The 26,001-nt window shown below is 68.5% G+C and carries 46 protein-coding genes; 37 read left to right on the forward strand and 9 right to left on the reverse strand.

Annotation, left to right across the window (positions count from 1 at the left end):
* The first annotated feature begins 16 nt into the window (after window positions 1-16).
* The gene (locus BDK92_RS35400; protein ID WP_121160633.1) at window positions 17-268 is read left to right on the forward strand and encodes a hypothetical protein; all 252 of its coding nucleotides are present in this window, start codon (window positions 17-19) and stop codon (window positions 266-268) included.
* 188 nt (window positions 269-456) lie between these two features.
* On the forward strand, window positions 457-975 hold the full coding sequence (locus BDK92_RS35405; protein WP_246017611.1) for a PASTA domain-containing protein: 519 nt from the start codon (window positions 457-459) through the stop codon (window positions 973-975).
* A 108-nt stretch (window positions 976-1,083) separates the two neighbouring features.
* Here the strand turns inward: BDK92_RS35405 and BDK92_RS35410 are convergent, their stop codons facing one another.
* From BDK92_RS35410 to BDK92_RS35435, 8 genes are all read right to left on the reverse strand, one after another.
* Complete coding sequence (locus tag BDK92_RS35410; RefSeq protein ID WP_121160635.1) at window positions 1,084-1,977, reverse strand: hypothetical protein; 894 nt, start codon at window positions 1,975-1,977, stop codon at window positions 1,084-1,086.
* 58 nt (window positions 1,978-2,035) lie between these two features.
* The gene (locus tag BDK92_RS35415; protein WP_121160636.1) at window positions 2,036-3,061 is read right to left on the reverse strand and encodes a GIY-YIG nuclease family protein; all 1,026 of its coding nucleotides are present in this window, start codon (window positions 3,059-3,061) and stop codon (window positions 2,036-2,038) included.
* A complete protein-coding gene (locus BDK92_RS35420; RefSeq protein ID WP_170208804.1) occupies window positions 3,058-3,531 on the reverse strand; it encodes a riboflavin biosynthesis intermediates N-glycosidase in 474 nt (157 codons plus the stop codon). Before BDK92_RS35420 ends, BDK92_RS35415 begins: the two co-directional genes overlap by 4 nt.
* Window positions 3,524-4,057, reverse strand: coding sequence for a hypothetical protein (locus BDK92_RS39435; protein ID WP_170208805.1), 534 nt, complete (start codon window positions 4,055-4,057; stop codon window positions 3,524-3,526). The genes BDK92_RS35420 and BDK92_RS39435 overlap by 8 nt, the downstream gene beginning before the upstream one ends.
* 166 nt (window positions 4,058-4,223) lie before the next feature.
* Complete coding sequence (locus BDK92_RS41365; protein ID WP_121160638.1) at window positions 4,224-4,472, reverse strand: HNH endonuclease; 249 nt, start codon at window positions 4,470-4,472, stop codon at window positions 4,224-4,226.
* Window positions 4,473-4,560: 88 nt separating this feature from the next.
* The gene (locus tag BDK92_RS38660; protein WP_147457225.1) at window positions 4,561-5,415 is read right to left on the reverse strand and encodes a hypothetical protein; all 855 of its coding nucleotides are present in this window, start codon (window positions 5,413-5,415) and stop codon (window positions 4,561-4,563) included.
* Window positions 5,399-5,977 carry an HNH endonuclease gene (locus tag BDK92_RS35430; RefSeq protein WP_121160639.1) on the reverse strand — a complete coding sequence of 193 codons (579 nt, stop codon included), beginning with the start codon at window positions 5,975-5,977 and terminating at the stop codon, window positions 5,399-5,401. Before BDK92_RS35430 ends, BDK92_RS38660 begins: the two co-directional genes overlap by 17 nt.
* Before the next feature lie 126 nt (window positions 5,978-6,103).
* Window positions 6,104-6,349 carry a hypothetical protein gene (locus BDK92_RS35435; RefSeq protein WP_147457226.1) on the reverse strand — a complete coding sequence of 82 codons (246 nt, stop codon included), beginning with the start codon at window positions 6,347-6,349 and terminating at the stop codon, window positions 6,104-6,106.
* Window positions 6,350-6,523: 174 nt separating this feature from the next.
* Here BDK92_RS35435 and BDK92_RS35440 point away from each other — a divergent pair, with 174 nt between their 5' ends.
* The 23 genes from BDK92_RS35440 to BDK92_RS35530 all read left to right on the forward strand — a co-directional run bounded on the left by BDK92_RS35440 (window position 6,524) and on the right by BDK92_RS35530 (window position 20,621).
* Entirely contained in the window at window positions 6,524-7,219 is a 696-nt protein-coding gene (locus BDK92_RS35440; protein WP_121160641.1) for a hypothetical protein, read from the forward strand.
* On the forward strand, window positions 7,219-7,380 hold the full coding sequence (locus BDK92_RS39440; protein ID WP_170208806.1) for a hypothetical protein: 162 nt from the start codon (window positions 7,219-7,221) through the stop codon (window positions 7,378-7,380). Before BDK92_RS35440 ends, BDK92_RS39440 begins: the two co-directional genes overlap by 1 nt.
* Complete coding sequence (locus BDK92_RS35445) at window positions 7,377-7,577, forward strand: hypothetical protein (RefSeq protein WP_121160642.1); 201 nt, start codon at window positions 7,377-7,379, stop codon at window positions 7,575-7,577. The genes BDK92_RS39440 and BDK92_RS35445 overlap by 4 nt, the downstream gene beginning before the upstream one ends.
* An 87-nt stretch (window positions 7,578-7,664) precedes the next feature.
* Window positions 7,665-7,853, forward strand: coding sequence for a hypothetical protein (locus BDK92_RS35450; RefSeq protein WP_121160643.1), 189 nt, complete (start codon window positions 7,665-7,667; stop codon window positions 7,851-7,853).
* Window positions 7,853-8,020, forward strand: a complete 168-nt coding sequence (locus BDK92_RS39445; protein ID WP_170208807.1) for a hypothetical protein — start codon at window positions 7,853-7,855, stop codon at window positions 8,018-8,020. Before BDK92_RS35450 ends, BDK92_RS39445 begins: the two co-directional genes overlap by 1 nt.
* 90 nt (window positions 8,021-8,110) lie before the next feature.
* Window positions 8,111-8,302 carry a hypothetical protein gene (locus BDK92_RS35455; RefSeq protein ID WP_121160644.1) on the forward strand — a complete coding sequence of 64 codons (192 nt, stop codon included), beginning with the start codon at window positions 8,111-8,113 and terminating at the stop codon, window positions 8,300-8,302.
* Window positions 8,302-8,775 carry a hypothetical protein gene (locus BDK92_RS35460; RefSeq protein ID WP_121160645.1) on the forward strand — a complete coding sequence of 158 codons (474 nt, stop codon included), beginning with the start codon at window positions 8,302-8,304 and terminating at the stop codon, window positions 8,773-8,775. The genes BDK92_RS35455 and BDK92_RS35460 overlap by 1 nt, the downstream gene beginning before the upstream one ends.
* Before the next feature lie 142 nt (window positions 8,776-8,917).
* Window positions 8,918-9,058, forward strand: coding sequence for a hypothetical protein (locus BDK92_RS39450; RefSeq protein ID WP_170208808.1), 141 nt, complete (start codon window positions 8,918-8,920; stop codon window positions 9,056-9,058).
* 121 nt (window positions 9,059-9,179) lie between these two features.
* On the forward strand, window positions 9,180-9,356 hold the full coding sequence (locus BDK92_RS39455; RefSeq protein WP_170208809.1) for a hypothetical protein: 177 nt from the start codon (window positions 9,180-9,182) through the stop codon (window positions 9,354-9,356).
* Between the two features lie 215 nt (window positions 9,357-9,571).
* Window positions 9,572-9,970, forward strand: a complete 399-nt coding sequence (locus BDK92_RS35465; RefSeq protein WP_121160646.1) for a DUF6573 family protein — start codon at window positions 9,572-9,574, stop codon at window positions 9,968-9,970.
* A 3-nt stretch (window positions 9,971-9,973) separates the two neighbouring features.
* Window positions 9,974-10,777, forward strand: a complete 804-nt coding sequence (locus BDK92_RS35470) for a YgjP-like metallopeptidase domain-containing protein (RefSeq protein ID WP_121160647.1) — start codon at window positions 9,974-9,976, stop codon at window positions 10,775-10,777.
* A 125-nt stretch (window positions 10,778-10,902) separates the two neighbouring features.
* A complete protein-coding gene (locus BDK92_RS35475) occupies window positions 10,903-11,940 on the forward strand; it encodes a hypothetical protein (RefSeq protein ID WP_121160648.1) in 1,038 nt (345 codons plus the stop codon).
* On the forward strand, window positions 11,937-13,025 hold the full coding sequence (locus tag BDK92_RS35480; protein ID WP_121160649.1) for a deazapurine DNA modification protein DpdA family protein: 1,089 nt from the start codon (window positions 11,937-11,939) through the stop codon (window positions 13,023-13,025). Before BDK92_RS35475 ends, BDK92_RS35480 begins: the two co-directional genes overlap by 4 nt.
* Window positions 13,026-13,110: 85 nt before the next feature.
* Window positions 13,111-14,646, forward strand: coding sequence for a hypothetical protein (locus BDK92_RS35485; RefSeq protein ID WP_121160650.1), 1,536 nt, complete (start codon window positions 13,111-13,113; stop codon window positions 14,644-14,646).
* Window positions 14,643-15,581: a Mom family adenine methylcarbamoylation protein gene (locus tag BDK92_RS35490; protein ID WP_121160651.1), complete on the forward strand. Its 939-nt coding sequence runs from the start codon at window positions 14,643-14,645 to the stop codon at window positions 15,579-15,581. The genes BDK92_RS35485 and BDK92_RS35490 overlap by 4 nt, the downstream gene beginning before the upstream one ends.
* A 21-nt stretch (window positions 15,582-15,602) precedes the next feature.
* Complete coding sequence (locus BDK92_RS35495) at window positions 15,603-15,854, forward strand: hypothetical protein (RefSeq protein WP_121160652.1); 252 nt, start codon at window positions 15,603-15,605, stop codon at window positions 15,852-15,854.
* A gap of 118 nt (window positions 15,855-15,972) precedes the next feature.
* A complete protein-coding gene (locus BDK92_RS35500) occupies window positions 15,973-16,626 on the forward strand; it encodes a PH domain-containing protein (RefSeq protein WP_147457227.1) in 654 nt (217 codons plus the stop codon).
* 139 nt (window positions 16,627-16,765) lie between these two features.
* Complete coding sequence (locus BDK92_RS35505; protein ID WP_121160654.1) at window positions 16,766-17,266, forward strand: hypothetical protein; 501 nt, start codon at window positions 16,766-16,768, stop codon at window positions 17,264-17,266.
* A 156-nt stretch (window positions 17,267-17,422) separates the two neighbouring features.
* A complete protein-coding gene (locus tag BDK92_RS35510; protein WP_121160655.1) occupies window positions 17,423-18,151 on the forward strand; it encodes a DUF4097 family beta strand repeat-containing protein in 729 nt (242 codons plus the stop codon).
* 29 nt (window positions 18,152-18,180) lie between these two features.
* Entirely contained in the window at window positions 18,181-18,540 is a 360-nt protein-coding gene (locus BDK92_RS35515; protein WP_147457228.1) for a ParB N-terminal domain-containing protein, read from the forward strand.
* 128 nt (window positions 18,541-18,668) lie between these two features.
* Window positions 18,669-19,496: a hypothetical protein gene (locus BDK92_RS35520; protein ID WP_147457229.1), complete on the forward strand. Its 828-nt coding sequence runs from the start codon at window positions 18,669-18,671 to the stop codon at window positions 19,494-19,496.
* 137 nt (window positions 19,497-19,633) lie between these two features.
* On the forward strand, window positions 19,634-20,164 hold the full coding sequence (locus tag BDK92_RS35525; RefSeq protein WP_121160658.1) for a hypothetical protein: 531 nt from the start codon (window positions 19,634-19,636) through the stop codon (window positions 20,162-20,164).
* 34 nt (window positions 20,165-20,198) lie between these two features.
* Window positions 20,199-20,621 carry a hypothetical protein gene (locus tag BDK92_RS35530; RefSeq protein ID WP_121160659.1) on the forward strand — a complete coding sequence of 141 codons (423 nt, stop codon included), beginning with the start codon at window positions 20,199-20,201 and terminating at the stop codon, window positions 20,619-20,621.
* A 75-nt stretch (window positions 20,622-20,696) separates the two neighbouring features.
* Here the strand turns inward: BDK92_RS35530 and BDK92_RS35535 are convergent, their stop codons facing one another.
* Window positions 20,697-20,936, reverse strand: a complete 240-nt coding sequence (locus tag BDK92_RS35535) for a hypothetical protein (protein ID WP_147457230.1) — start codon at window positions 20,934-20,936, stop codon at window positions 20,697-20,699.
* Here BDK92_RS35535 and BDK92_RS35540 point away from each other — a divergent pair.
* The 12 genes from BDK92_RS35540 to BDK92_RS35595 all read left to right on the forward strand — a co-directional run bounded on the left by BDK92_RS35540 (window position 20,929) and on the right by BDK92_RS35595 (window position 25,999).
* Entirely contained in the window at window positions 20,929-21,234 is a 306-nt protein-coding gene (locus tag BDK92_RS35540) for a hypothetical protein (protein WP_121160661.1), read from the forward strand. The genes BDK92_RS35535 and BDK92_RS35540 overlap by 8 nt on opposite strands.
* Window positions 21,235-21,293: 59 nt before the next feature.
* On the forward strand, window positions 21,294-21,506 hold the full coding sequence (locus BDK92_RS35545; RefSeq protein WP_121160662.1) for a hypothetical protein: 213 nt from the start codon (window positions 21,294-21,296) through the stop codon (window positions 21,504-21,506).
* A 108-nt stretch (window positions 21,507-21,614) separates the two neighbouring features.
* Window positions 21,615-22,031 (forward strand): hypothetical protein, encoded by a 417-nt coding sequence (locus tag BDK92_RS35550; protein ID WP_121160663.1) that lies wholly within the window; start codon window positions 21,615-21,617, stop codon window positions 22,029-22,031.
* Between the two features lie 148 nt (window positions 22,032-22,179).
* A complete protein-coding gene (locus tag BDK92_RS35555) occupies window positions 22,180-22,443 on the forward strand; it encodes a hypothetical protein (protein ID WP_121160664.1) in 264 nt (87 codons plus the stop codon).
* A 26-nt stretch (window positions 22,444-22,469) separates the two neighbouring features.
* Complete coding sequence (locus BDK92_RS35560; RefSeq protein WP_121160665.1) at window positions 22,470-22,832, forward strand: hypothetical protein; 363 nt, start codon at window positions 22,470-22,472, stop codon at window positions 22,830-22,832.
* 14 nt (window positions 22,833-22,846) lie between these two features.
* A complete protein-coding gene (locus tag BDK92_RS35565) occupies window positions 22,847-23,161 on the forward strand; it encodes a hypothetical protein (protein ID WP_121160666.1) in 315 nt (104 codons plus the stop codon).
* 22 nt (window positions 23,162-23,183) lie between these two features.
* Window positions 23,184-23,573 carry a hypothetical protein gene (locus BDK92_RS35570; protein ID WP_147457231.1) on the forward strand — a complete coding sequence of 130 codons (390 nt, stop codon included), beginning with the start codon at window positions 23,184-23,186 and terminating at the stop codon, window positions 23,571-23,573.
* Between the two features lie 103 nt (window positions 23,574-23,676).
* On the forward strand, window positions 23,677-24,045 hold the full coding sequence (locus BDK92_RS35575; RefSeq protein ID WP_121160668.1) for a hypothetical protein: 369 nt from the start codon (window positions 23,677-23,679) through the stop codon (window positions 24,043-24,045).
* 112 nt (window positions 24,046-24,157) lie between these two features.
* Entirely contained in the window at window positions 24,158-24,721 is a 564-nt protein-coding gene (locus tag BDK92_RS35580; RefSeq protein ID WP_121160669.1) for a hypothetical protein, read from the forward strand.
* 5 nt (window positions 24,722-24,726) lie between these two features.
* Window positions 24,727-25,317, forward strand: coding sequence for a DUF262 domain-containing protein (locus BDK92_RS35585; protein ID WP_170208810.1), 591 nt, complete (start codon window positions 24,727-24,729; stop codon window positions 25,315-25,317).
* On the forward strand, window positions 25,314-25,727 hold the full coding sequence (locus tag BDK92_RS35590; RefSeq protein ID WP_121160671.1) for a hypothetical protein: 414 nt from the start codon (window positions 25,314-25,316) through the stop codon (window positions 25,725-25,727). Before BDK92_RS35585 ends, BDK92_RS35590 begins: the two co-directional genes overlap by 4 nt.
* A 2-nt stretch (window positions 25,728-25,729) precedes the next feature.
* Window positions 25,730-25,999 (forward strand): hypothetical protein, encoded by a 270-nt coding sequence (locus BDK92_RS35595; RefSeq protein ID WP_121160672.1) that lies wholly within the window; start codon window positions 25,730-25,732, stop codon window positions 25,997-25,999.
* The last annotated feature ends 2 nt before the right edge of the window (window positions 26,000-26,001 follow it).

The following is a 26,001-nucleotide window of genomic DNA, read 5'->3' on the forward strand; positions in this document are numbered from 1 at the left end:
CCCGTACGGTGACCCGATGAGCGACAGCGAAGGGCTCACCCGGAAATTCGGCCCGATCACCGTCACCGCCAGCCCCGCCACCGGCCTCGCCAGCCTGTCATTTCTCACCGAAGGTGGGGAACGCGTCGCCGTGCTCTCGGTAGACGAACTAACGAAGATCGAATCCACCCTGATCGAACGCATCGCCGCACACCTCGAATTCGGAGAACCCATCGACCTCGCCGGGGCGTTCACCGAGGCGATGGGCCGGAACCCGTTCGAGGCGTAACCCGTCCGCGGCGCGCTTCCAGCGGGGGACCGGATGGCAATTTGCCATGGGTTTGCTATCCGCTTGCTACCGGGTTGCCATGGCTTGATGGCAAAAGGCCATCGCCGGGGGTCGGATCACCGACAGCCCGCAACCCGATCAGGCAGTGCAAACGATCAACGACGCCCATCACACTTCGCCACGTGACCATGCCTCAACCACACGCTCACGGCCCGCAGCAGCAGACCAGCCGAACCGCCCTGATCGTCTTCGGCGTGGCCGGCGTCCTGATCCTCTGCGGAGGCGCCGTCGGGATCGTCGCCGCTCTCGGGGAAGATCCCGTTGACCCAGCGGCCCAACCGCTGGCGACGTCGACACCCGCAAGCCGGCCGCCGGCCGCGCCCGCGGCGACCGCGGCGGCACCCCAGGTGGTTCCGACGGTCGAGCCGGTGACCAGCCCCACAGTGGCGGCACCGAGTAGCGCCGCGCCGGCCAAGACCGCCGCCCCGAAAACCCTGACGGTGCCGACCCTGGTGGGGAAAAACGCGGCCGTCGCCGACGACGAGCTGCGGAAGCTCGGGTTTACGAACATCAGCTTCGGGTCGCAGGACAAGAACGACACCGTCGTGATCCTGCTGACGAACTGGACGGTCACGAAGCAGTCAACGAAGGCGGGCGCGAAGGTGGCGGCGGACACGCTCATCGTCCTGACCTGCACGAAGGAGTAACGGCGCGTCGCAGTTCGGTTGCCCAGGTGACTTTAGGGTCGCCAGTGCAGGACGCCTACGGGCTCCCGCACCCGCCTTAGGCCCCGCCCCGTGCGGGGCCTTCGTGCATCACCGGGCGAACGCCTCCTCCAACCGGGCATCCCGGTCGTGGGCGAGCAGGTCGAACACGGACAGGCCGTGCCCGAACACGAACCCATCCCAGTCGTCCGGGGTCAACTCCAGACGGCCTGGGTTGCCCCGCAAACCGGCCATGCCCAGCTCCCACCGCCGGGCGGTCGGGATCTCGGACCACAGCTCCTCGACGTGCTGATCCCGGTAGTCCTCCTGCCCCGCGGCCGTCATGTCCGCCCACTCGTTGGCCCCGTCCCCGTACGCCCAGTCCGGTCGCCAGTCCGGTTTGATGACCGGCTCCCACCTGGCGGCCTTCCGGTTCGGGAACTGATCCTCCACCGAATACGACGTAACCACCGGCTCGTCATCGCGCGCCCGTAGCAGCTCGATCACCTGCGTCCAGCCCTGGTCCGACCACCGGCGAGGCCCGTCCGGTCCGTCGTTGAACCAGAACCCGTCCCGGAAGACCGACCGGTTGAGCCCGTCCTGCATGATGTCGGCCAGCCACGCCCGGTTCGGCCCGTCGACCCAGGCGTGAATCTCGCACTGGTAGTACAGGCGGGCGGCCAACCGGATTGGGTCGTTCCCGAGGGCAAGGGCGGTGTTGAACAGCAGTGGCTTCGACGCGATCGGGTGTCCACGCCAGTGGAACGGGTCGTCGCCGACGACGAGCGACGTCTCGACGCCCCGTCGCCACCCCTGGTACTGGTGGGCGGGCGGGACCTGGCCCACGGCGGGTGACAGGAGTTTGGCGATCCGCTTCACCGCGATGGGGCTGCCGAGCCCAAGCATGGCGATGACCATGTCGGTGCACAGTGCACCGAAGTGGGCGTGTTCGCTGCCATTCAATGCGGCTTCACCGAAGGGGGAGTGGAAGTGAAGCTTGCTCATGCTGCGCGGCCTTCCTCGCTGGTGGTTGCCCGCTCGACCAGGATGGTGCGGATCTCCATCAGCAACCGGCCGAGGTAATTCTCCCCGGTCGCCTGACGGCCAGCTTCCAGCCCTTGTGAGCGTCACGCTTGCCGTTCAGCAACTCACTGAGTTTTCCCTTGTCCAGATGGTGCGCGGCGGCGAAGGCGACAACGCCCACGCCTTCGACCTCTTCACCCTCGGGGTTTAGCAGAACGAAGTGCTTCCGTGGACGAGGGATGGCGCGAACGGTGCCACGCCGGCCAGCAAGCAACTGCACCGCCTTGGCTGCCTCCTCCGAGGTGCAGTGCCCCAGGTCTACTGCGGCCCTGACGGCGTGAGGTGTGTTCGCGCAGGCCGTTGCGTGCGTTTGTGCCGCCGCCCGCATCGCCCGCGAGAACGAGCTACGGCACCCAGGACACACCAAAGACTCGTCCGTGTCGAACAGGGTCGCTGGTAATGGATCGGCAACCAGCCGCCATCCCTGATGCGACGGGCGCACTCCCCAAGCCACTGCCCGAAGGTTGCTGTAACTCAGTCCCACCTCCTTGCAGAACTTCCCCGGGTTGCTGATCACGATCGACTCCCCGGACGGGTTGATCAAAGTCCAGGGCCGTCGCCGCTCCGCGAAAGTCGCCGCTGCGGCAATGTACGCCCGTTCGGGGAGTCTGCGTCCCTGCCACAGCTCGCTCAACGCCTGACGGCGTTCGGGCGTCATCGCCGATCGGAGTGCATCGCGTGCCTGCTGGCTGACCGCACCGATTCCGTTGCCAGCGCGGAGGTTATACCCGTGAGGCGCGAACGTGTTCTGGCACACGGCCCAAGCCTTCTCCGCAGCGTCCAGGGCCTCCTGGCTATCGCACTGGGCCAGCTCCCTCATGACGAACGACTCGACCCCGTACTTGCGAAGGGCTGCCGTAATCGGCTGAGTCCGTCGGCGGTTGCTCATAGCGTGGACATGACCCCGCCATCGCCGCTCAAGCGTAAACGTGGTCTGACCGACGTATTCCTTGCCCGTCAGCTTGTTGATGATGACGTAAATCCGGCCGTACGGCTCAGCCGTCATCCCTGCTCCCGCAGTTCGGCACGTAGAGCCATGAGCAACTTGCCTAGGCAGTTCTGCCCCGGCCGGACGCACGCTGGCCGCCCGCAGTGGCAGAACCCTCCCCAGGTCAGGTCATGCCACATCGTGCCCTCAATCAGGGTTGCGTCTCCGGTCGCAACCAGGGCGGCGGCCTTGTCCGGGTGCGCCCGGAACTTCGCCGCCAACACCTCGGCCATCACCTCGTACCTGACCTTCTCGTCCCACCGCGGCCGGAGCTGCACCGACCGGCCGCGGCGCTTCGCCTCGGCCGGGGTCCGAGCTTCGGCGATCCACAGCCGGACGCCCATGTCCAGGGACTTGCCGGCGTTGAAGCTGTGTTCGGTGGTCGGGTAGTCGATTTGCTCCCACCGGTGGGGTGCGTGGTCGAAGTTCGACAGGAACCCGTGCCGGCCCCGGAAGTCGCTGATCACCACCCTGGCCACGTCAACCACGGCGCACCTCGGTCTTGTGCTCGGCGTGCCACTCACGCCGGGCGTTGTCCGACGGCAACACCGGGGACGGCTCCCCACACGAGCAGGCAGTGGCGCCTTCCCGGATCCGGGAACCCTGGTCGAAGATACGGCCTTCGGCGGGCAAGGTGTGCCCGGCAAGGCGGGCGCCCGGCCGCTGCCGCTCCGTCTCGTCTGCGAACCCCAGAACATCCAGGATTGTCTGTACGCGAAGGAGGTCTCTCGGCTGTTCGGCGGCTAGGGCTTCGAAGAACGGGGCCACCTCTACGAACGCGGAAAACATATCGTCCAACACCCTCACCTGGATCCTCGGACTACCGAAAATCGCGCTGATGTCCTCGACAAGGACCATCCAGGCATCTTGTTCGTTGTTGTCCTGTTTGAAGATGTGGATCGAGGGCGAGGGAGCTTTGCCGAGTATCCGGGCCTCGCTCTTGGCGTACCAGTGTTCGTGTTCCACGGTGTACGCAAGCCGGTAGCCGGGGTCGGTGCTCAGCTTCTCCGTCATGGTGCGCTCCTGTCGTAGTGGTTCAGTGTGTGTGACTGCGGTGTGACTTCCGCGTGACTCACGGCGTGACGGGCGGTCAGCCGCGAGACACGGCCGGGGCGAGCAGGTCCGTACGACCATGCACATCCTCATCGCGATCAATAACCATCACGGTCACGGGCGGAGGTCACCCCAGGCCGGCGGCGCGCCGCTGCTCCTCCCACTCCTCCACGAGAAGGTCACCCTTCTCAAAGTTGCACTCAGCGCAGGCGCAATCCAGGTTGTCCAGCTCGTTCGTCCCACCCCGAGAGACGGGCACCCGGTGCTCGACCCAAAACGGCCCGTCAACGTTGCCGCAGTAGCAGCAGCGGCCGATACCAAGAACTCGGCGACGGCGCGCGATGGGAACCCTGGTCCGCTTCCTCCCCCTAGGCATGGGTGGCTCGCCTGCTACTGGACCGCCAGTAGCGGCGGCAGCCGGTCCGGGTGTACCAGGTTGTGCGAGATGGTCAGTTTCGTATCGGTCATGCGGCTGGCTCCTGTTCTGGCTGGTCAAGGTACATGTCGGCGGTGTGGTCAGTTCCGTGTGCTGCGTTCCATGTGTCCAGCACCTTCTGGACCACGTCAAGCAGGGTGCCGTTCCGCTTGACCGCCACCCACCAGCCGTTGCCGTCCACGAGGTTGTCGGCGGTGATCCGGGCGATAAGCCAGTCGGCGTCGGTTCCGATCCAACCGATCTCGGCGAGGTACCGGTGGGGGAGACTCCTGAACTTCGGCTTGGGCCTCTTGCCGTCTCTCTCACGATCTTGATTTGCCCGCCGCGTCGGCGGTGGTGCGTTCGCGCCGGAGAGAGAGGCGGTAGTTAGTGGTTGTTCTTGTAGTGGTCCTAATGGTTGCGTTCCACCGTTGGAACTACCAGCGGCCGAAGTGGAACTACCGTGGTCCGCTGATGGAACTACCGTAGTTCCGACGTTGGAACTACCGGCCGTTTCGTCGGTGGTTCCAACGTCGGAACTACCAGCATCGTCGTTAGTTCCGACGCTGGAACTAACGACGGGAACCACCAGCCGGTAGATCGTGGACCGGCGAGGCGCCTCGTGCACCAGTGCCAACCAACCGGCCGCCACAAGACTGTCGACGATCGCCGGTACCTTCGCCCGCCGCCGGATACCGGACTTCGCCATGAGCCTCGGGTACGTCAACCAGGCCAGGTCCGCATCGGGCCCCTTGTCGCCGGCCGCGTTCCGGGCGTGCCGGGCGTACGTCTCCAGAACGGCCTTCTGGTCGGCGCTCAGGTGCTCAGACTCCCACACGGCATCCCGGTAGATGTCGCGGAACCATCGGCCACTTGGGCGCTCGCTGTCAGTCGGCGAGGTCATCGATTACCTCGATCCGGGCGCCCTTACGGGAGTTGCACGATCCGCACAGCACCCGCAGGTTTTCGACGGTGTCCGGGCCGCCCCTGGACCACGGGTAGATGCGATCGAGGGCGAGCAAGTGGGTCGAACCGCATTTGATGCACGCGTCGCCGTCCCGCGCGAAGACCGCCACCCTCACGGCCGTGGGGATGGGGCGACGTCGGACACCCTCGGGGGCAATCCGTTCGGCGGAGTAGCGAGGCGCCCGGACGGGCTTCGTCCCCTTGATGTGGAGTGGCACGTCGTACACGGTGGGCCGTTGCCCGGACGCCAGGTTATGCACCAGCGTCTGGTCCCCGAGCAGCAGGAGACCGAGCGACCGAAGCCGTGCGATATCGCGTTGGGTTTGCTTGACCGACTTGCCTGTCTTCTTCGCGATCTTCGCTACCGGTTGGGACGAGCCCTGCCCCTGGTCATCGCAAGCGCGGGCGATGACGACCAGCGTGCCGGCAAGTTCGGCTGGCACGGGGGCATCGTCAATCACCCAATCGATGGCGCGCATGCAGACCGGCTCGTGGTCCATCGGTCGGCCGCTCGCCGGTGGGATCTTGCTAGTGTGTTGCACAGCCCAGGGCCTACTTTCTGGGTCAGGCTCGGGGGCGCATGGCGTTGGTAGCGCCGCTCCCGGGCCGAACTATTTGCGCTGCCGCTACTGCGGCCCGTCAGTCTTCGCGGGTTCCTCCTTGAGGATCTTGTCGAGCCAGGTGTCTGACCAGACGTGGCCCATACCGCGCAGGATCGCGGCCTTCCTTATGTTCTCGGCGTACGCGGCGCGCGCTTCGGCGGCCAGCCTGTCTCGCGGGCCGGCAAGGATCCGTTCGGCTTCGTTTCGTGCCTGCTGATACTCGTCACCCGCTTTCTTGAGTCGCGCGAGCCGCGCGCTGTGATCGGTCATGCCGGGGATCATGTCATGAACCGGTTGGGAAAGCAATTAGCCAACATGTTCCCATCATGTTTGCCAACCTGGTTGACATGGCCCAACGCAGCCCGTAACTTGGTAGATGTAAGGCGAACGGCCACGGCCGGTGCTACCAACACCACCGAGGCCCTGATCGGGAGAGGCCCCGATATGAGCAGCACCACCAGCACCACCAGCCGGCGGATCTTCGGCGCGCTCACCATCACCGCACAGATCACCATTGACGGCGGCTACACCATCAACGTCTTAACCGGCCCGATCCGCGAGCACGAGCTGTTCTTCTCCACCAAGGACCGAGACCTGTACCGCCGCGTCTACGCCGTCATCCGCGAAGGCGGACGCAAAGGGGTCACGCCGGCCGGTATCCACGCCGCCGTGGTCGACGCCCTCACCGACGACCTGCACGCCGCCCGCCGCAACCGGGACGGGCGCCGGATCGAGTTGCTGAACCAGGCGCTCGACCGGCTCGAAACCCAGGCCCAGCGGAAGGCGAACCAGGAGCTTATCGGCGGCATCCGCGCCAACATGCAGGCGGCTGCCGCCGGCAACCCTCGTGTCGACGAGCCGAACGCGCTCGAAACCCTGGCTGCGCAGGGCACCCGCTCGGTGACTCCGCCGACCCGGGGCGGCGCCGAGTACACCCCGGCGTCCGACCCCGGCATGAAGGTCATCCGCGCGGCCAAGGCCAACGGCGGCACCATCGCCCGAGGCCAGAGCGCCAGCATCACCCAGCTCCACGCCCTGGAGCGGCGGGGCCTGATGACCCTCACCCGCCGGCCCGGTACGGCGATCGTCACCTCCGGCACCCTCACCGGCCCCGGCTGGCAGACCCCGGTCGGTGCCTGATGGCCGCCGACCAGCAGACCAACCCGCTCGACGACCTGTACCGCGAGTTCCTGGAAGCGGACGACGACGGCGCGAGCAGCAACGACATCGCGCAGATGCTCGACGACTTCCTCACCAAGCGCGGTTACCCGACCGTCCTGTACCGGGCCGGTCGACGGTGAGCGCCGGGAAGCCGGCGAAGGACCCGGCGGAAGACCCGGCGGACCGGCTCGACAGGCAGATGACCGAGGCCGTGGATCACATCCGGCAGATGCTCGCCAAGCTCGCCCGCCCGGTCGACGTGTCGTACGGCTACGACGCCGACGGGGCGTTCCGGGCCGACAGCAGCCCCACGAACGGCCCCACCACCGAGCAGTAACCCGCTCCCGGTCGGGCCGTCCACAAGGCGGCGGCCCGGCCCGCACTACCAAACCCAACCCATTCCACTCGCAAGAGGAGCACGGCCATGACCCGCACCGACACGATCGCCCGCCGCGCCGCCCGCACCGTCACCCGCACCAACCGGCGCCGCAACGTCCAGATCCCCGCCGACGACCGGTACCCGAACCTCCGCCCGCAGCGCCTCGACCGGCCCAGCCGGCACAGCGCCAACACGGTCGCCATCCAGGCGTCGCTGTACGGGGTCACCGCCTGATGGACGACACCGCCCCCGATCCGGTACCGGCCGAGATCGCGGACGCGGTGGCGGATGAACTCACCGCCCTCGGCGACCTCCTCGCCCCGCCCGTTTCGTACGGCTACGACACCGAGGACACGTACCGGGCCGACACCAGCCCGACCACCGGCCCCACCCAGGAGTAACGACCTCCGGTCGGGCCGCCGCCTACGGGACGGCCCGGCCCGCACTACCCGAACCCAAACCCAGAGCACAACCACGTCAAGGAGCACGCCATGAACACCGTCATCGTCACCCCGGCCGACCGCCGCACCAACCGAATCGACGCCCGCAGCAACCGGCGCCGCCGGATCCAGCCCACCAACGACCGGCACGCGAACCTCCGCCCGCAGCCGCTCAACCGGCCGGCCCGCCGTAACACCGCCGCCGCCGCGATCGCGGAGTCGCTGAACGGGGTCACAGTCTGATGGGCGAGCTCAACATGGACGCCATCGCGCGGCTCAACGACGACGTTCAGCAGTGGGCCGCCGACCGGCTCCGGGCCGGCGAGTTCACCGACCGGATGGCGTCCATGTTCGACGCGGCGATCGGGTGGCGGGTCGAGCGGCGGGACTGCTGCGACCGGTGGGGGATCGACGTTGACTCCGCCGCGAGGACCGCCCTGCGGGCCGAGCTGGCGGAGGAGAAGGCCGACATGTACGGCAACGGGACCCTGCTGATCCTGCCGGACGGGCACGAGCTGTACGCCCGGCACCGGTCCCAGGGAGCGCGGGCGTTGGCCGCCGCCGAGTACCGGGCGTCCATGACGGCCGCGCCGGCGCCCCGCCGCTGGTCACTCACCGAGCTTGCCGTGTCGGCGACCAGCGTGGCCGCGTACACGACCTTGGTGTTCCTGGTCGGCGCCGCCTCCATGTTGATCGCCCTCGGCTACCAGCCCTGAGCCTGCCGGTAAGCCTGCGGGGCCGGAACCAGCACGCCCGGCCCAAGCAGGGTCACCGCAGACCAGACCGGGGCGCGGCCCATGCCCTGAGAAGCCGGCCGCGCCCCGCCCGTTCCCTCCCGCAGGAAGGAGAAACCCCATCATGTCCGACGCCCAGCTTCGCCGGCAGTCCGAGTACGTACGGGCCCGCGCCCGTGACGCCCGCCTGGCGCAGATGGCCGAAGCGCAACGGCAGGCCGACGAGCGCAACGCCGCCAGGGCCGCCGCCGCGACGACCACCTGACCGTGCGTGGGGGCGGCCCCGCCTGCGAAGCGAGCCGCCCCCACTGAACCCCAACCACAGGATTCACCCCGCCGGGTGCTCGAACACCGAGGCGGGTCGACCAGCCCGAAGGAGGCTGACCATGTCGAACAGTTTCGCAGACCAGCACGCCGCGTGGCAGGAGCAGACCGCTGTCGCGCGGCAGACCGGCACCGAAGCGGACCGGGCCGAGGCCGAACGGCTGCGGCAGGAAGTCGTCGCCAGCCCGGCCGTGCAGCGCGCCCGCAAGGCGACCGACGCCCGTCCGGTGCGCTCGTAACCCGCACCCATATCGGTGCACCCCCATGTGGCCGCGCACGTCGGCATGCTCGCCGCCGCGCTCGGGGGTGAGGGCACATCGAGCTGTAGTGACTGGCCCCCGAGGTGATTCTCGGGGGCTTCTCTTTGGACAAACTTGGTAGATGTTCTGTCGTTCAGTCGGTCAAACTGGTAACTTGGTAGATGTAAGGATTGTCGAGCGGCAAGGAGCGGGGCATGTTCACCGAAGACGACATCATCCACCGGTACACCCGGGCGCAGGCCCTCGCCGACGGCACCCTGATCGACGCCGGACCGCTCGCACGAGAGGCCGGCTTCCGCTGGCCGGTCGCACTCACCGCCGCCGCCTGGGCCGACTGCGTCGCCTGGACCGACGCCGATAACAAGCGCAAGGGCGCCATCCAGGACGAGACCGGTCGCCTGTGGGACGTCCTCAACATGGCCCGCTTCGCCGCCGCCCGCAGCGGCGGCGGCAACCGGATTCTGTTCCAACTCGTGCGGGTACCAGTCGCCGGCAAGGCCACCCGTCCCCGGCTGGTGACCCTCGCCCTGATGGCTGGCCCCGGTGACAACGGTGAGCCGGTCATGGTCATCGGCACCCCCGACGAGGACTGACCGATGACCACCGACACCGCCGCCGCGCCGTACGTCACCGCCCTTACTGCTGCCGCCCTACCGGACTGGCTCCGCTGGCGGGTCGAGATCCGACCCCGGCGCCGCAGCCTCGGGATCATCACCGAGCCTGGTGGCCAGGTCGTGATCGCCATCCCGCCGGGCGTGGACCCGCAACGGGTGGTCGCCGTGGTGCAAGCCAGCCTTGCTCAGCTACGCCGGCACGTGCGCGACAGCGAAGAGAGCGCCCTACGTCGCCCGGTCAAGGAACTGGTGAACGGCGAAGGGTTCCCCCTCCTGGGTGCGAACCACCGCCTGCGGCTCGTGGGCGACGCGGATATGCCGATCGTCGGCGAGCCGGGGCCGTCGACCTGGAGCGGCGTCCGGACCCGGCAACTGACCCTCCGTCGAGACGCGGCCAGCGCCGCCACCATCGTCGGCTGGTACCAGGCGCAGGGTCAGGCGTTCGCCGACCGGTACGCCCCGGAGATGGCCGCCCGCCTGGGTGTCGCCGACGGGCTGACGGTGCGGGTACGCGGCTACCGGCCCGGCCAAGGCGTCGCGAGCTGGGGCACGTATCGCCCACGTACGCACAGCATTTCGCTCCACTGGTCCCTGTTCCAGCTTCCCCGGGAGATGCCCGAAGCGGTGCTGGCGCACGAGGTGGCGCACGCCGCCCGGCCGAGCGGAGGGCCGCACGGCCGGGGGTGGGAACGCCTGTTCGTGCGACTCGTACCCGAGTGGCGGGAGCGTGCGCGGGAGTTGGAGCTGGCTGCCCGATCGATGTGGTTCGGTGACGTAGCCCCCTGACTCGATGGCCCCCGGGTGTCACCGGGGGCTTTCTTGTGCCCGAACTTGGTAGATGTTCTGGCGGTAGCAAGGGAGATGCGGTAACTTGATAGATGTAAGAGCTACCGAGCGCCACGGAGGCACGGATGACCACCACGACGACCGAGCGAGTCACCCCCACCAGCAGCCCCGTCGAAATCGACACCCACCTCCACCGCCTCTACATCCGGGAGATGCAGGCCACCCAGCGCCTCATGGCCGCGAACATCAGCCTCCACCGCGCCAACGGCGAAACCCCCGTGCACCTCGGCCGCCGGCAGGAATGGCCCACCAGCGACGCCGACGCGCTCGCCGCGTGCCGCGCCAAGGTCGCCGCCCCCGACTACAAGGAGGTCCCCTGGGGTTCCTCTCCCACCAAGGCCATCGCCGCTCTCACCGCCGCCACCGCCGACCTAGCCGCGATCGAAGCTGAAGCCGCGTCCCTCGAAGCGGAATGGGTCCGCCGGGGGCGCTGGACGCGGTACTTCACGGTGCAGCAGCACGACGGGCATATCCACTCCAGCATGAACTGTTCGACCTGCAACCGGGGCATGTCCGCCACCCGGTTCACCTGGAACCCGGACCTGTCCGGTCTGACCGAAGCGGAGGCGGTCGCCAAGCTTGGCCCGAATCTGTGCACCGTGTGTTTCCCCTCGGCCCCAGTGGAGTGGACGAGGGGCGCCGACACCGACGCCGTCGCCCTGGCCGATGGGTGGTGCCTCAACCGGGTGCCGACAGACAGCAACTACAACACCCACCGCCCGTACGGCCGCTGCAACGACTGCGACGCGCGGAACGTCCCCCTTACCCAGCAAGGGCTCCGCAAGCACAAGCACGAGCGGAACCTGACCGAGGCCGCCCGCAAGGCTCGACGCGAGGACCCGAAGCTGATCGGAACCCCGGAGGGGGACGAACTGCGGGTCGACCGCGAAACGATCAAAACGGTCGTCGCCGCGAAGAACCGCTACGTGTGGCACATGGAGTGGGTGCTGACCAGCCGCAACCCGGCGTTCGCCGCCGACCACGCGAAGCACGCCGCGACGATCGCCGAGGCCCTGGCCGCGAAGCTCGGCAAGCGGGTGGACGAGATCCGGGCGGAGTTGCAGCCCCGCGTCACCAAGATGTTGAAGGCGTACGGCCGATGAGCCCGGCCGCGGTGGGGGTGCTCGACCGCCCCCACCGGCCCGGCCTGCCCCCGGAGACCGGCGACGAAGCGGCCGACCTCGCCGCGTTCCTCGCATGGGAAGCCGACGAGCGGGAAGCCAGCAGGGCAGCCGCCGCCGAGTACCACCGGGAGTTGCGCCGCAAGTACGGGCTACGACCCGAACCGGCGACCATGAGCACCGAGTGGGGCGAGCTGACCAACCCCACCATCGACCGCGACGACCCGGCCCGCCGGCTGACTTACTACCTCGGTGCCCACCACCCGAGCTGGCTGAACTACTCCCCGGTGCCGTTGTTCATCTCCGCCGCGTCCCTCGCCCGGTACCGCACCACCGGCGACAGGTGGCCTGTCCGGATGGGGATGACCTGGGCGCTCGACTCCGGCGCGTTCACCGCGCTCACCCCGGCCGGGATCGCCAAGGGCGACGCCCCGTGGTGGCAACACCCCGACGAGTACGGCGGCATGGCCACACGGTTCGCAGAGGAAGTCGGCCCGCCGGACTTCTGCGCGCCGCAGGACTGGCCGTGTGAGCCACCCGTACGGGAGCGGACCGGGATGACGGTCCGCGAGCACCAGCAGCTCACCCTGGACAACTTCCTGTACCTGCGGGAGGAGTTCTACTTCCTGCCCTGGATCCCGGTGTTGCAGGGTTGGGAGGCGGACGAGTACCTGGAGCATGCCGAGATGTACGAGGCCGCCGGGGTCGACCTGGCCGCCGCGTACCGGGTGGGTGTTGGGTCGATCTGCCGGCGCGGGCATGTCCCGTCGATCGTGCGGGTGATCGAGCAGTTCGCGTCGCGCGGGTACCGAATGCATGGTTTCGGGGTCAAGGTGACTGCGTTGCCGCTGATTGGTCACCTGTTCGCGTCGGCGGACTCGATGGCATGGTCGGACACCGCCCGGCGGGACCGGATCCGGCTGCCGGAGTGCACCCACCGGTCGAAGTCGGGGGAGTTGTCGGACTGCCGGAACTGCTTCCGCTGGGCGTTGAGGTGGCGGGAGCGGGTGTTGGAGTCGTTGCGGTCGGGTCGTCCCGCCCGGTCGTCGCAGCTCGCGCTGTTCTGAGCCAAACTTGGTAGATGTACTGGCTGTGACTGACCGTTCATGCTAACTTGATAGATATACGGCGACCGAGTTACCGGAGGCACCAATGACCACTCGCAACCCCACCAAGGCGCAGCTCGTCGCACTGCTCGACGCCATCGCGAACGGCAATGAGGCGTTGCACAAGTACCGCAAAGACATGATCGACCGAATGGAGCTCGCCGGTCTCCTGGATGGTTACGCCGTCACCGACGCGGGCCGCGTGGCCGCTCACCGCAGCGACCCGACCGGGTACGCCCTGGCGATTGGCGTCGAGCCGGACGCGCACATCGCCGAGGGCAACGATCTCCGCACGGAGGCCGAGCGGGTTGCCGCCGGGCTGTCTTCGCAGATGATCGGCACCCTCGGTACGGGGCACGCCAGTGCGCATAGCGCCACGGTGATCGGTCGCCCGCAGGTCATGAAGGCGCTGCGCAGCCGTGGTCTGATCGGCAACGATGACCGCTGGACTCGACTCGGCTTGGAGGTTGCCGCCATCGTCCTCGGTGGCCGAGTGTGGTCGATCGACGAGCTGCACGTCATGGCGCTGAGTGATGAAGCGCACGCGGAAGCGCTCGCGATGAACGCCGAGCGCGACACGCAGTTGATCGAGCCCGCGCCTGCGCCGGCCCCGCTGACCACGCGAGACCTGAAGGTTGGCATGCGCGTCAAGATGCCCGCCGTGTGGTGCACGTCGGACGCACCGTGCGCCCAGTACCGCATCGTCACGAGCGACGCGCAACGCGAGCCGTACCACAGCCACTCCGTGGAATTCGACGGCGTTGGCGAGGTGTGGCGCTCGGACGCCGAGTGGGAGATCGAGTCCGCCGCGCACGCCGCGCTGGCGACCGGCCTGCCGCACGGCGTCGGACCGGCGTGCCTCGACGGATGCGTAACCGAAGGCGGGATCACGACGTGCCTCGACGGGTGCCCGCGCTTCGCGGCAGTCGCCGCAGCGAACCGCTCCACCGTCCGCCCGATCGCGGTCGGCGACCGCGTCCGGGGCCGCGACGTCACCATGGGAAGCACCGTGGAGGGCGCGGTCACCGGCATCCTGTACCCGCGCGGACTCGGCTACTACCAGGACGAGCCGACCGACAGGCCGGTCCACTCGCGCAGGTACCACATCACGGCCGACGACGGCCGCACCCGAATCGTGGAGTGCGCCGAGCGGATCGAGCCGCCCGCCGCCCCGGAGCCGGACGAGATGAGCCAGGGGGAGCGCGACCAGCGCTCGTCCGACTACTGGCAGGCCGCCACCGCCAACCTGCCGCGCGTACCCGCGTTCGAGCCGCCCGCGCCCGCCGACGGAGTGAGCGTCGACCAGTGGATCGCCGAGCAGGTGGCGCAGCTCAGCGAGAACGAGCTGCTGATGGTCAAGGGCGTACTGGACGACATTGCTGCTGGCCGACCGGTGGAGCACTTCGCGGTGGGCACGAAGGTATACGTCGGCTCGTACGGCACTACCGAGTTCGTCGTTCAGGGAACGGCGCCGTGGCACGAGAACGGCGTGGTGTCGCGCAAGGTCGAGATCCGGAGCACGACGGGCAACCTTTCCGGCCACGTCGACCCGCGCGAGTTGCGGCGAGTCGACGAGTCATGAGCCGAACTGGGGCCGAGCTGCCCAGCCTCGGGCAGCTCGGCCTGTTCGACCCCGGGTGGTGCCAGCGCTGGACCAACGGCAAGAGCCTGTGGCTGCCGACCGGGGATGAGCGGTTCAACCCGAAGCGGCACACCGTACGGGCCATCCCGGAGCAGGTGGCCCGTGCGTTCATCTCGACCCACCACTACAGCCACTCGTACCCCGCCGCACGCCTGAGGTACGGCCTCTTTGAGGGCTGCCACCTGGTCGGCGTAGCGGTGATCGGGCAGCCGATGCACCGGCAGGTCACCGGCAAACCGTTCCCGACGCTGGGCAAGACTGCGGCCGAGTTATCCCGGTTCGTTTTGCTCGATCCGGTTCCGCCCCCGGCGGAGAGTTGGCTCCTCGGCCGGGTGTTCCGGCTGGCCGCCGCCGACGGGCTCCGTGGCCTGGTCGCGTTCAGCGACCCCATGCCCCGGCTGGCTATCAACGGTCAGTTGATCATGCCTGGTCACGTCGGCACCATCTACCAGGCGACCAACGGCCGCTACACCGGCCGGGCCACCCGGCGCACCCTCGTCGTGCTGCCGGACGGGACCGTGTTCAGCGAACGCAGCCTGCAAAAGATCCGGGGCTGCGAACGGGCCGACGGCGAGCCCATGTCCCGGCTGGTGACGTATGGCGCCGAGCCGTTCTCCCCGTACCTGCCGCCGGTGGGTTGGCTGCCGGGGGAGTGGAACCGGTTGGACCGGTGGGCCGACCTTGACCTGCGGGGCCGGCGGAAGGTGTGGCTAAAGCACGCGCTGACCTCGATCGGCGCCCGCCGGGCGCGACACCGGGGCAACCACCGGTTCGTCTGGCCGCTCGGAGACCGGTCGCAGCGTCGCCGCACGGTGATCGCCCTGGACGCGCAGCCCTACCCCAAGACGACAGATCCGTGGGACCTGGCGGCGTAAGCCGAAGAGAGGCAGGACAACATGGCCAAAACCACCGCAGAAGCTTCATACACCGGCGACCAGGTGGAGGAGGCGTTGAGCAGGGCGGTTGACGACCTCCTGGACCGGGTCCAGCCGCTCGGCGAGGAGATCGGCGATGCCTTGCGCGTGTTGATGAACGTCGGCATGCACTACCTGGAGCACCCGGATGCTGCCGACCTCGAAGAGGCCATCGGGGCGAAGTACGCCGAGGACCCGGAGACCGTCATGGGGTGGGTGGCTGCGTGCGACTGACCTCGTCAGCGGCTCGACACGGCACCGGCCCGCCGATCGGGCTGTACCCGCTCCCCGAGGACATCGACCGCCGGTCGTGATCAACAATGATCCGATCAGTGGAGAGGCCCGGACGACGATGAACACGCCCACCCCCAGCCCGGCCCAGCTCAGAGCTTTGCTCGCCGCACTGGCCGGCGACCTCGCTGCTATCCAAACTGGTCGAACCACCAGGCGACGACTGGCTGCCAACGGATGGCTCGACGGCCCGCACGCCGACTCGGAGATCACCGACGACGGCCGCGATGCAGCTCGGCGCGCATACCCACACGGGTACGCCGACGCCCTCTCCGTTGACGAGGTCCCCGCCGAACTCGACCGGATCGTGGAGCCAGGCGAGCAGGCGTACGCGGTGTACAGGTGGAGCCGCGATCACCGGAAGTACGGGATCGCCGCTGCGGTTGCCGTCTTCGCCAACTACGGCATTGCCGAGGCGTACGCGGTTGCGCGGGAGCTGGTCGTCAGGTCGGTCTGGCGGGACCTGGGACCGGCGCCTGTTCCTGTGCTGGAGTCGACCCCGACCCCGGAGCCAACCCCGGATCCGGAGCCGGATCCGGACGACACGGTCCGCGTCGCAGGGGAGGGCGACGGTCGGTACCGGGTCATCCGTCACGACGCCTCCGGCACCTGGGCCCTGATCGTGGCCGCCGACGTTGATCCCGACTCGACGCGGGGCGCCCGTTGGGTGTCGACACACGAGGTCCGGTCGGCTCCGGACAAGGCGCCAGCCTGAGCGAGCTGCTGATACCCCGAGGGCCGGATCGCCGACCGTCGGCGCCACACCCAAAAAACTTGATAGATATTGCCGCCAGCGTGACCTTCCTGCGGTAACTTGGTAGATGTAAGTGCTACCGATTTGCGAGGGAGTCACGATGACCGCCAACGACCGCCTCTGGGCCGCATTCACCGCCTCCCACCCCGCCGAGGCCGCCCTGATCTGGGCCAACGAAACGTCGGCCCGACCCAACGCGCCCCTCGGCTACGCCTACAGCTCCGTTGCTGTCGCCGACGAAGCCGACACCAACCCCGAGCAGGCGTTGTGCCTCGTCGCCGACTACCTGACCAGCGTCCAGGACCAGACCATCGGCGGGCGCCCCCTCCGCGACTACCTCCCCCTCAAGCGAGACGAATACCTCGCCTGCCCCGGGCACCGCACGGACAACACCGCCGGCTACGTCATCCGACTCACCGTCGCCGGGGGAGAGGTCGTCAAGACCCCGGACGGGCGAACCGGCATCGACGCCTTCGCCGTCGAGTGCGAGCCTCACTGGGGCAACTACGACAAGGCGATCAACGCCGCGTGCGCGCTCACGGATGAGCACACGTACGCCGTCACCGACCGCCTGTACCGGTGCGGTCACCGCTCGTACTGAGCTGGCTGAGAAGGGGGGCCGGGCTACCTGGCCCCCCTTCTGTGCGCCCGACTAGGGGGCAAACTCGGTAGATGAGATTGCCGGATCTCTGCCCCATGCCGTAGATTGATAGATATGAGGTAGTCCGACCGACCTAGCGACGAGGAGCCGAACCCTGTGACCACAACCAAAACCCACACCGCCGAACATCCCGGACCCATCACCCTGGACGCCCGACTCGCCAGCGGTGCCATCACCGTAACCGTCGAAGACCGCACCCACGCCGTCATCACCATCGCCACCGCCGACAACGACGGGACCTCGGCCAACGCGGTCAACGCCGCCCGCATCAACGACAGCGGCACGAAGATCGCGGTCGGCGTCGACACGGCCGGCGGCGGCAGCGGCGGAGTCGTCATCCAAAGCGGCGGTGTCCAGCGGAACATGTTCAACACCGGTGGCGGCGTCATGATCGCCGGGAACAACTACGGGGTGATCTCCACCGGCAACGGGAGCGTTGTCATCGGCGGCGGGGCCGTCGTGATCGGCGGCAGCCCGATCTTTATCGAGGCCAAGCTCCCCGTCGGGTCGTCGTTGCTCGCGGAGACGACCGACGCCCGAGTGGAAACGACCGGCAGCCTGGACCGGGCACAGGTCCGCACCATGTCCGGGCACATCCGGATCGACGCCGTGACCACCCCGGACCTGCACACCATGTCGGGTCACATCGACATCCGCGCCCTGTACGGCGACGGCCGGGCCGAAACCATGTCCGGCCGGATCACCGTGGTCGCGGCGGTCGAGTGCGCACTGCGCGCCCGGTCCATGTCGGGCGACATCGAGATCTCGGGCGCCCGCGTCGACCTGGACGCCAGCACCATGTCCGGCCGGCTCCGGACCCGTTGACCATCCCACTACTCACCTGAGGAGCTTCCATGACCGACCCCAGCGCCCACTGGGCCCCCCCGGGTGACGCCCGCCCACCTGGCAGGGCTGAACTCGCCGCCATGCTCCGCGCCGTCGCCAACCGCGGTGTCCTCACCCCGGCGATGGGGCGCCCGGAGGTGCTGGCCGGGATCAGGCGTAAGCGCTGGGCCACCACCCCGACGGATGGCACCCCGTCCACGCTCACCGAATTCGGTCACCGTGTGACCCGGGGGGCGAATCCCGAGGCGTACGTGGCGGCGGTGCCCGACGAGCAGGTGCAGGCGTGGGCCGGTCTGATCGCTGCGGCCGAACGGGCACCGGAGTCGACCGACCCGCCCGCTGATCACCGAGGAGGTGAAGCGCCGTGACAACCACGTTGACATATCCTGGTCCGGGTATCGCCTACCGCAACCCTGGACCCGGAGCCGCCCGCATGCCCGAAGTTCCGTTTCTGACCCGGACCGACCTGGCCGCCATCGGCACAGAGGTATGGGGGGTGCCAGTCACCGAAACCAAGATCACCGAGCTGGTTCGGGAATCACGGCCGGGCGGCAAATACGAGGACGACCCGTTCGTGGGGCCGGACTCCTACCTCGGCAACGCCCCCTGGTGGGCCAAGGGCCGGGGCCGGACGGTCACCGCCTGGTTCAAGCGGCACATGCCACCCCCCGTGGTCGACGCCGAAGCAGTCGCTGCCGAACGGCAACTCGAACTCGCCGACGTGCTCTGGTTGGAAGATGTCGCCGCGCTCGGCGGCGTACAAGAGAAGACCATCACCGACCACCTCTACCAGTCACAGGAAGAGGTCGGCGGGAAGCGCGGCGCAGCCAAGAAGCGGGGCAAGTGGGCCGACGACCCGTTCCCGGCACCGGAGGAGAAGCGGGCTGGACGGCGGGTGTACTGGAAGGCGGAGAGGCGAGACGAGATCCTGGCCTGGTTCGGCCGGCACCCGCGGCGGCAGGTTGGTGACGGAATCGGCGGGCCGAGCGGAATCACCCGGGCGGAGGCGCAGGGGTTGCAGCCGCCAAAGCCGCCGAAGCCGCCGAAGCCGCCAGTAAATGCGTCCCCACGCGAGTACCTGGATTGGGCGGCTGGCCACGCCCTTGACATCTACCTGGCCGGCGACACGGCCAGGGCTATCGACTCGTTCGCGGCCGACCTGGTGCAGCACGAGGGAACGACTCACATCGTTGAGGACCCGGAGTTCCGGTCAGCGATGGCGGATGCGGCGGCGAAGGGGTGGGAGGCTTTCAAGGCGGCCATGTCTGGATGGCCGCTGCGGAAGCCGTCGGGGCGGTCGTCGAAGCCGCGCGTCAAGTCCTGAAGTCCTGACGGGAGCGCCCTCGTGATCGCGGGGGCGTTTTTCGTGGCGAAACTTGATAGATGTACTAGCGCTTGAGTCCTTCGTGCGGTAACTTGGTAGATGTAAGGCAGTCGGGTTGCCCAACCAAGGAGACGAAGATGACCACCGCCACCACCGCCACCACCTACAGCGGCGCCAACGGCACCACCTTCGACCACATCTCCGTCACCGCCCTCACCGAACGCGACGTCGACCGCATGGAACGCGTCGAGTCCGCCCTGTGCCGCTGGGCCCGCGTCACCCCCATGCACCACACCCAGGAGGATGAGATCTGCGGCGTCATCAACGACGCGCTGATCCTCCTGGAGGAGTACGGCACCGGTGCCGTCGAGAACGCCGCAACCCCTGCTGACGCCACATACGCCGAGGCCGCTGCGTGGGCGACCGTCCGCAAGGTCACCGCGCAGGCCCTTCGGTTCCCGCTCCCGATCCAGCCGACCGAGCAGATCAGTACCGAGGAGCGGACCGCCCGCAGCACCGCACACATCCACCGCGCCGGTACCGCGCTCCTCGCCGGCAAGCAGCCCGAGGCCCTGTACTGGCTCGACGCCGCCGAGGCCGTCGACCCGGCCCGGGACTACGACGGGCTGTACCACCTGGTCGTCACCCCGTGGGCGATCTGCCGGTAACCCGCCCGCGTAGAGCAGGAGAGAGGAGAGCGGCATGCTCACGCTTGTCGAACTGGCCATGGTCGCCCAGGCCGCCGAGGACTACGCGGCCTGCTGGTACGGGCCGCAACCTGCTGCGGTTTTCAGCCGGTGGGACTGTGAACGGTACGTCTCCGAGGGCTACCTGAAGCACCTCCACCACCGATACAACCTCGACGAGCTGATGGCGGCCGTGGGCGCGCACCTGGACGCGAACCCCAACATCCTGACCGCCGGCCGGGTGAGTGCCGCCGAACTCGTCGCCCGCGAAACCGAACGTCACAAGCGGGCCGAGGCCGTGCTTGACCAGGCCCTGATCGCCTTCAGGGCGGGACGGCGGGCCGAGGGTTTGCGGCTGATCGACGCGGCCGAGGTTGAGGCACCGCTGATGCGCGACTACGACCGGCTGCGCGCCCGGGTGAACGCCACCAAATCCTGACCTGCGCCGGTCCGCCCCCGACCTGCGCCAACCCGACCAAGGGGGACCACCATGCGACCGATCGACCTCAATGCCCTACCGGGGCCAATACTCCAGGCGGCCGAACGCGCCATCCTCCTCGCCTGGGTCGCCGGTCGCAGCCTCCCCGACGCGATCGAAGCCGCCACCAAAGCGGTGGTCCGGGACGCCCTCGCCCGCGACATGACCGTGGCCGGCGCGCAGCGGCTCGGGGACATCACCGTGGCGGTCGGCGCCAAGATGCTGGCCAATCTCGACCCAACCCACCTGACGAATCGAGGAACCCAAGATGCCCACGACACCGGCAACCCAGAGCGAACTGTTCACCCTGCTCGTCGACAGCAACGCCCAGGCCATGCGGGACCTGCTCGTACCGGAAGGGTTCACCCCGTACGGCCCGAACCTCCAGCACGACACCACCGGGGTCATGGTCGCGGTCGGGGCTGACGGGTACCGGATCACGTTCGTGAGCGCCGGCACGTGCGGGCAACTCGGTGTTGTGGACCTGCCGCCGTCGACCGGGTACACGGCCGTGCGCGACACGGCGTTGGCGTTGCACCGGTTCGTGGCCGCCGAGATCGAGGCGGCGGGCTGACCGGCGCGCGGCTGTTGGCCGCGATCGACCCAACCCATCTGATCGACTGAGGAGTACCGATGCTCGTTGAGACGTTGCCCGCCGCCCCGCCGGTGACCCCGCTCGTTGTCCACCCGTGCCAGCCGGCCGAGTTGGAGGAGGTGCGGTTGTCGACCTGCCCGTACGGGTGCAAGGTCATGCGCTGCGCCGGCTGCCAGGGGGAGCATGTCGTGCACATGCCGGCGTACGGGTGCCCGCCGTGGCGGCCGTACGCCGTGGCGCCCCGCCGGTAGTTCGGCTGGAAGCGGTCGGATTCCAAAAACTCGGTAGATGTATTGCGTTCAGCTTGACGGTACCGTAACTTGATAGATGTAAGTGATGCCGAACGCGCGGAGGGCAAGATGGCCACCACACGCACCGCCCCAAAGGCCACCACCGGCACCAAGGCCATCAACACCGCCCTCGACGCCGGGTTCGAGATCACCGAACACGGCGCGACCAACGGCCGCTACCGCCACCACCTCGTCGCCGCCGACGGACGCGCACTCATCATCGACACCGCACTCGGCACCGGCCGGTTCCTCAACGCCGAAGGCCGTAGCCGCTCCTACTGGAACGCAAGCTACCTCGGGGCGCGCAGCCTCAAGGCGCTCCGGGAACTGCTCGCCGCCGGAAGCAAGACCCCAGAGCAGATGCCGGCACAGGCGGCCGAGCAACGCAGCTCCGAACTCACGGACATGCACCTCGCGGCCCTGGACAACGAGCGCCGGCTGCGCAACGACCTGCGCCGCGAACGCCGCCACTTCTACGGACGCTGATCAAAACTCCAGAACGGCCCCCGCTCCTGGGGGACTCACCCGGTTGAGGGGTCACAGCCCCAACCAGTACCGGGGAGACTGCGGACCCCATGTGGTGTCCCTGGGGAGCGGGGGCCACGACCAAGGTCAGCGCAGAGGAGAACCCGAGATGGCCCGCAAGACCACCGTCCCGACCTGTGGCGACTGCCAGGCCACCAACCAACCGCAGGGCCGCGCCCGGGGCCTCTGCATCGTCTGCTCGCCCCTCACCGTCCTGCACCTCAGGCTTGCCGGCGACCAGGCCACCTACTGCGGCCGGAGCATGTACATCGTCACCAACGACCCGGACCAGGACTCCACCATCAACGACCTGGACCACAAGGTGAACTGCCCCGACTGCCTGTGGCAGCTTCGGCACCGCCGCAGCCACTGACCCGACCACCCGCCTGGGAGACCGAGATGACCGACACCGACCGGCCCATGACGTTCATCGAACGCCAGAAGGAAGCCGCCCTCGACGAGCTGCGTGAGCGGGGCGAGGAACGCCGACGCATCGCGGAAATCGTCCTCGGCAAGAACCGCGGCCGGGACCAGGTCACCGAGGTCATCAACCTCAGCGGCGACTACCTGGTGGAGGTCGCCACCCGGGACAGCGGCGTGTACTGGGCGTCCCTCGTTGGCGGGAAGCGCACCGGCCAGTTCCACGTCCGGCAGGAGGACGCGATTCTCCACCTGATCGCCGCCCGGTACGACCCGAACCCGAACACGAACACCTCGGCCGCGTTCTACGCCGGCCGGGTCCTCGGCGTCTCCACCGACTGACGAGGACAGCCAGAATGCCGACCCGACTCGACGCCGCCCGTGAAGCCGCTACCACCGCCGCGACCAACGCTCTCGCTGGTCGCGGCGTGGAAGCGGTCCTCTGCGACCAGCTCGCAGCCGAGATCGTCGCCGTGCTCCTCATCGCCCGGTCCGAACGCGGGCTGACGTGGCTGCGCGGGATGCGGGCCACGGCCAGGCAGAACGAGCTGATCAACCGGCACCACACGATCAGCGCCCTGACCCTGTTCGCCACCCGAACCGCCCTGCAAGACGCGATGGTTGCCGCCGCTGATGCGCTGGTGGCCGCCCTTGGCCGCCGCACGAACTGACCCGACCGTGAAGGAGACCAGCATGTCCGACACCCTGACCCTCGCCCTGGCCGCGTACGACGAGGCCGACCCGGACAACCCCGCCGGCCGCCGCGTTCACGCTGCGGCCCTGTTCCGGGAGGCCACCGGCGCCACCCTCCGTGACTCGCTGGCCGCTGTGGACGAGGTCATCGCGGAGCGGACCACGTTCGAGAACCTGGAGCAGTTCCGGCAGCCCACCACGTTCGGGTGGCGGTACGAGTTCCCGAACAACCGGATGGTGACGGTCATCAACGACGACACCGCCCCGTTCAGGTTCGAGGTGCTGTCCGACGACCCGGCCGACGTGGCGACGGGCAACATCCGCCGGGGGCTCACCACCGAGCAGGTGGAGGCAAAGTTGGTGGCGATCTACGGGATGCCGGCGGTCTAGCCGGGGGAGCGGTTCAAGGAACTTGATAGATGCTCTTGCCTCACGTGGTACGCGTGTGTAACTTGATAGATGTAACCGCTACCGAGGTACACCGGAGGACACCATGCAGGCCACCACCCTGAACCGCCGCCTCATCGCCTACAGCGCGCGCAGCACCGACGGTCCTATCGCCGACATCGTTCAGGGCATCGCCACCGTCATCACCACCCACACCCGGCCCACCTGGTCCGAGTGCGCCGAGCAGATCCCCGGCTACGTCACCGGCACCGACCTCGGGCCGGCGATCGAGTACACCCTCCGGTACACCCACTGCGGCCAGGACGTCGTTCGCGTGCTCGACGCGGCCGGGGTCGAGCGGATCGGCAAGGTCGTCATGGCCAGCAATGCCCGTACCGGGAACATCACCAACATCGCGGTCCTCGACGCCGACGGCGGGGACGTCACCTTCGACTTCGCCTGCTTCCGCGACTGACCCCCACTTCGCCCACCTACATGCTCAACCGGGCCGTACCGGCGCACCAGCAGGGTTCGAATCCCTGACGGCCCACCAAAGCAGGACCCCAACGAACACCGGAGAACCCGACATGACGACTCCACCGGTAGATCCGAAGATCTACACCTCCGACGCCGAACCCGGCGACGTCCTCATCCAACTCAGCTACCCCACGTCGAACCTGGACGACGCAGGCATTGCCGAGCTCGGCGTCACCGACCGCATGTCGGGACAGGCGTTGGTCCGGGTCCGCATGAACGCTGAACAGTTCCTCGGCGTCATGTCGAACACCGGAACCGTCGTCGGCGGCGCGGTCGTGCCGGTCCACCCGGAACGCATCGGGAAGCGGTCGCAGCACACCTCCACCGCCATCGCACGCAACAGCGACCTGGACCCCGAGCAGGTCAAAGCCGACTACCTGGCCAACGGGTGGGACACCGTTCGGATCAGCAAGACGAACTCCGGGCAGCAGGTATCGGCAACCCGGTGGGTCACCGACGGGCCGGAGCCGGTGGCGACAACGCCGGTCGACGTGGAGGCGGTCATGGCGATGGTCACCGAGTACGGCGCCGAATGCAGCAAGGACGCCGGGCTCACCGACCGGGCGATGGAACTCCGCGACGCGATCCGCGCCGCCATCACCGGGCAGGAGTAAGCGACGTGACCCGCCAGACGACCGCCCCGCTGACCCACCTGTCGCTGAATGTCACCAACCGGTTCGCGGACTTCTTCGTGCGCAACGTCGAGCGGGGCAACATACTCCTCGACGCCCCATACCAGCGCGGCTCCGTCTGGAGCGAAAGTCAGCGCATGGGACTGGTTCGCTCGTGGCTGATGGGCCTGCCGATCCCGGCGGTCGTCATCAACGACCGCACGTCGCCGGACTGGGCCCGCGCCAACCCGCAGGACCGCGAGGGAACCGGGTACGTGTACGCGGTCATCGACGGGAAGCAGCGGATCCTCACCGCCGTCGCCTGGTTCGGTGGCGAGCTGCGCGTGCCAGCCTCGTGGTTCCCCGCCAAACACGTCGCCACCACGGAGGACACCGACGACGGCCCGCACGTCAGGTTCACCGGCCTCACCGAGGTCGGCCGCCGGTTCGCCGAGAACCGATGCGTGCTGCCCTGCGCCGAGGGTCGCCTTGCCAGCGTCGAGCAGGAGGCCGAGGTCTACCTGCTCGTTAACGGCGGCGGGACGCCGCAGACCACCACCGACATGGCCAACGCCCGGCGTGTGGCCGAGGGGAAGTGACCATGTCCAAGCTGAAAGTCTTCACGCTCGGCAACCACGGGTTTATCGACACCCCGACCGGCGACGCCCTCAACCTGCCATCCCACACTCGGCAGGCACGCGTCCTCGTCGCCGCTACGAGCAAAGCCCACGCGGTGCAGGTGCTCGCCGAGCGGGGCTTCCCGCACCACCCGCCACGCGACCCCGAATTCCGGACGGCGATGGGGAACGAGCTCAACGCCCTCATCGACGCCGGACTCTTGGCCGAACCGGCTGTGCTCGTGATGCCGCTCCTCGGCCACCCCGGCGACGGTGTCGTGGCGATGCAGCCCGGCGGCACCCCACGTCGGATCGGCCGCCTTGAAGGGGGTTGGGGCGAGCCGACGGTGTTCGTTGCTGACGACTTCCAGCGTGCGTCCGAGGGGAGCTGACCGTGACCGTCCAGAGCACCAACGTCCTGGCCCGTGTCGCCGACGTCATCGAGCCGCACATCGACGGCACGTTCAAGGTCCGTGACCGGGCCGAGGGCATGGCCCGCCAGTTGTACGTCTGCGGTCTGCTGGCCGGCGGCGAACCGGGGCGCAGCAGCCTGCCGGTGCAGGAGCAGGCCGCAAACGTGTTGCAGTGCGTCCAGTCGTGGACGACCGCCGAGCAGATCGCCGCCGAGCTGGCTGAGGCCGGACTACTGCGACAGGAGAACTGACC

The sequence above is a fragment of the Micromonospora pisi genome, assembly GCF_003633685.1.
Lineage (GTDB): Bacteria > Actinomycetota > Actinomycetes > Mycobacteriales > Micromonosporaceae > Micromonospora_G > Micromonospora_G pisi.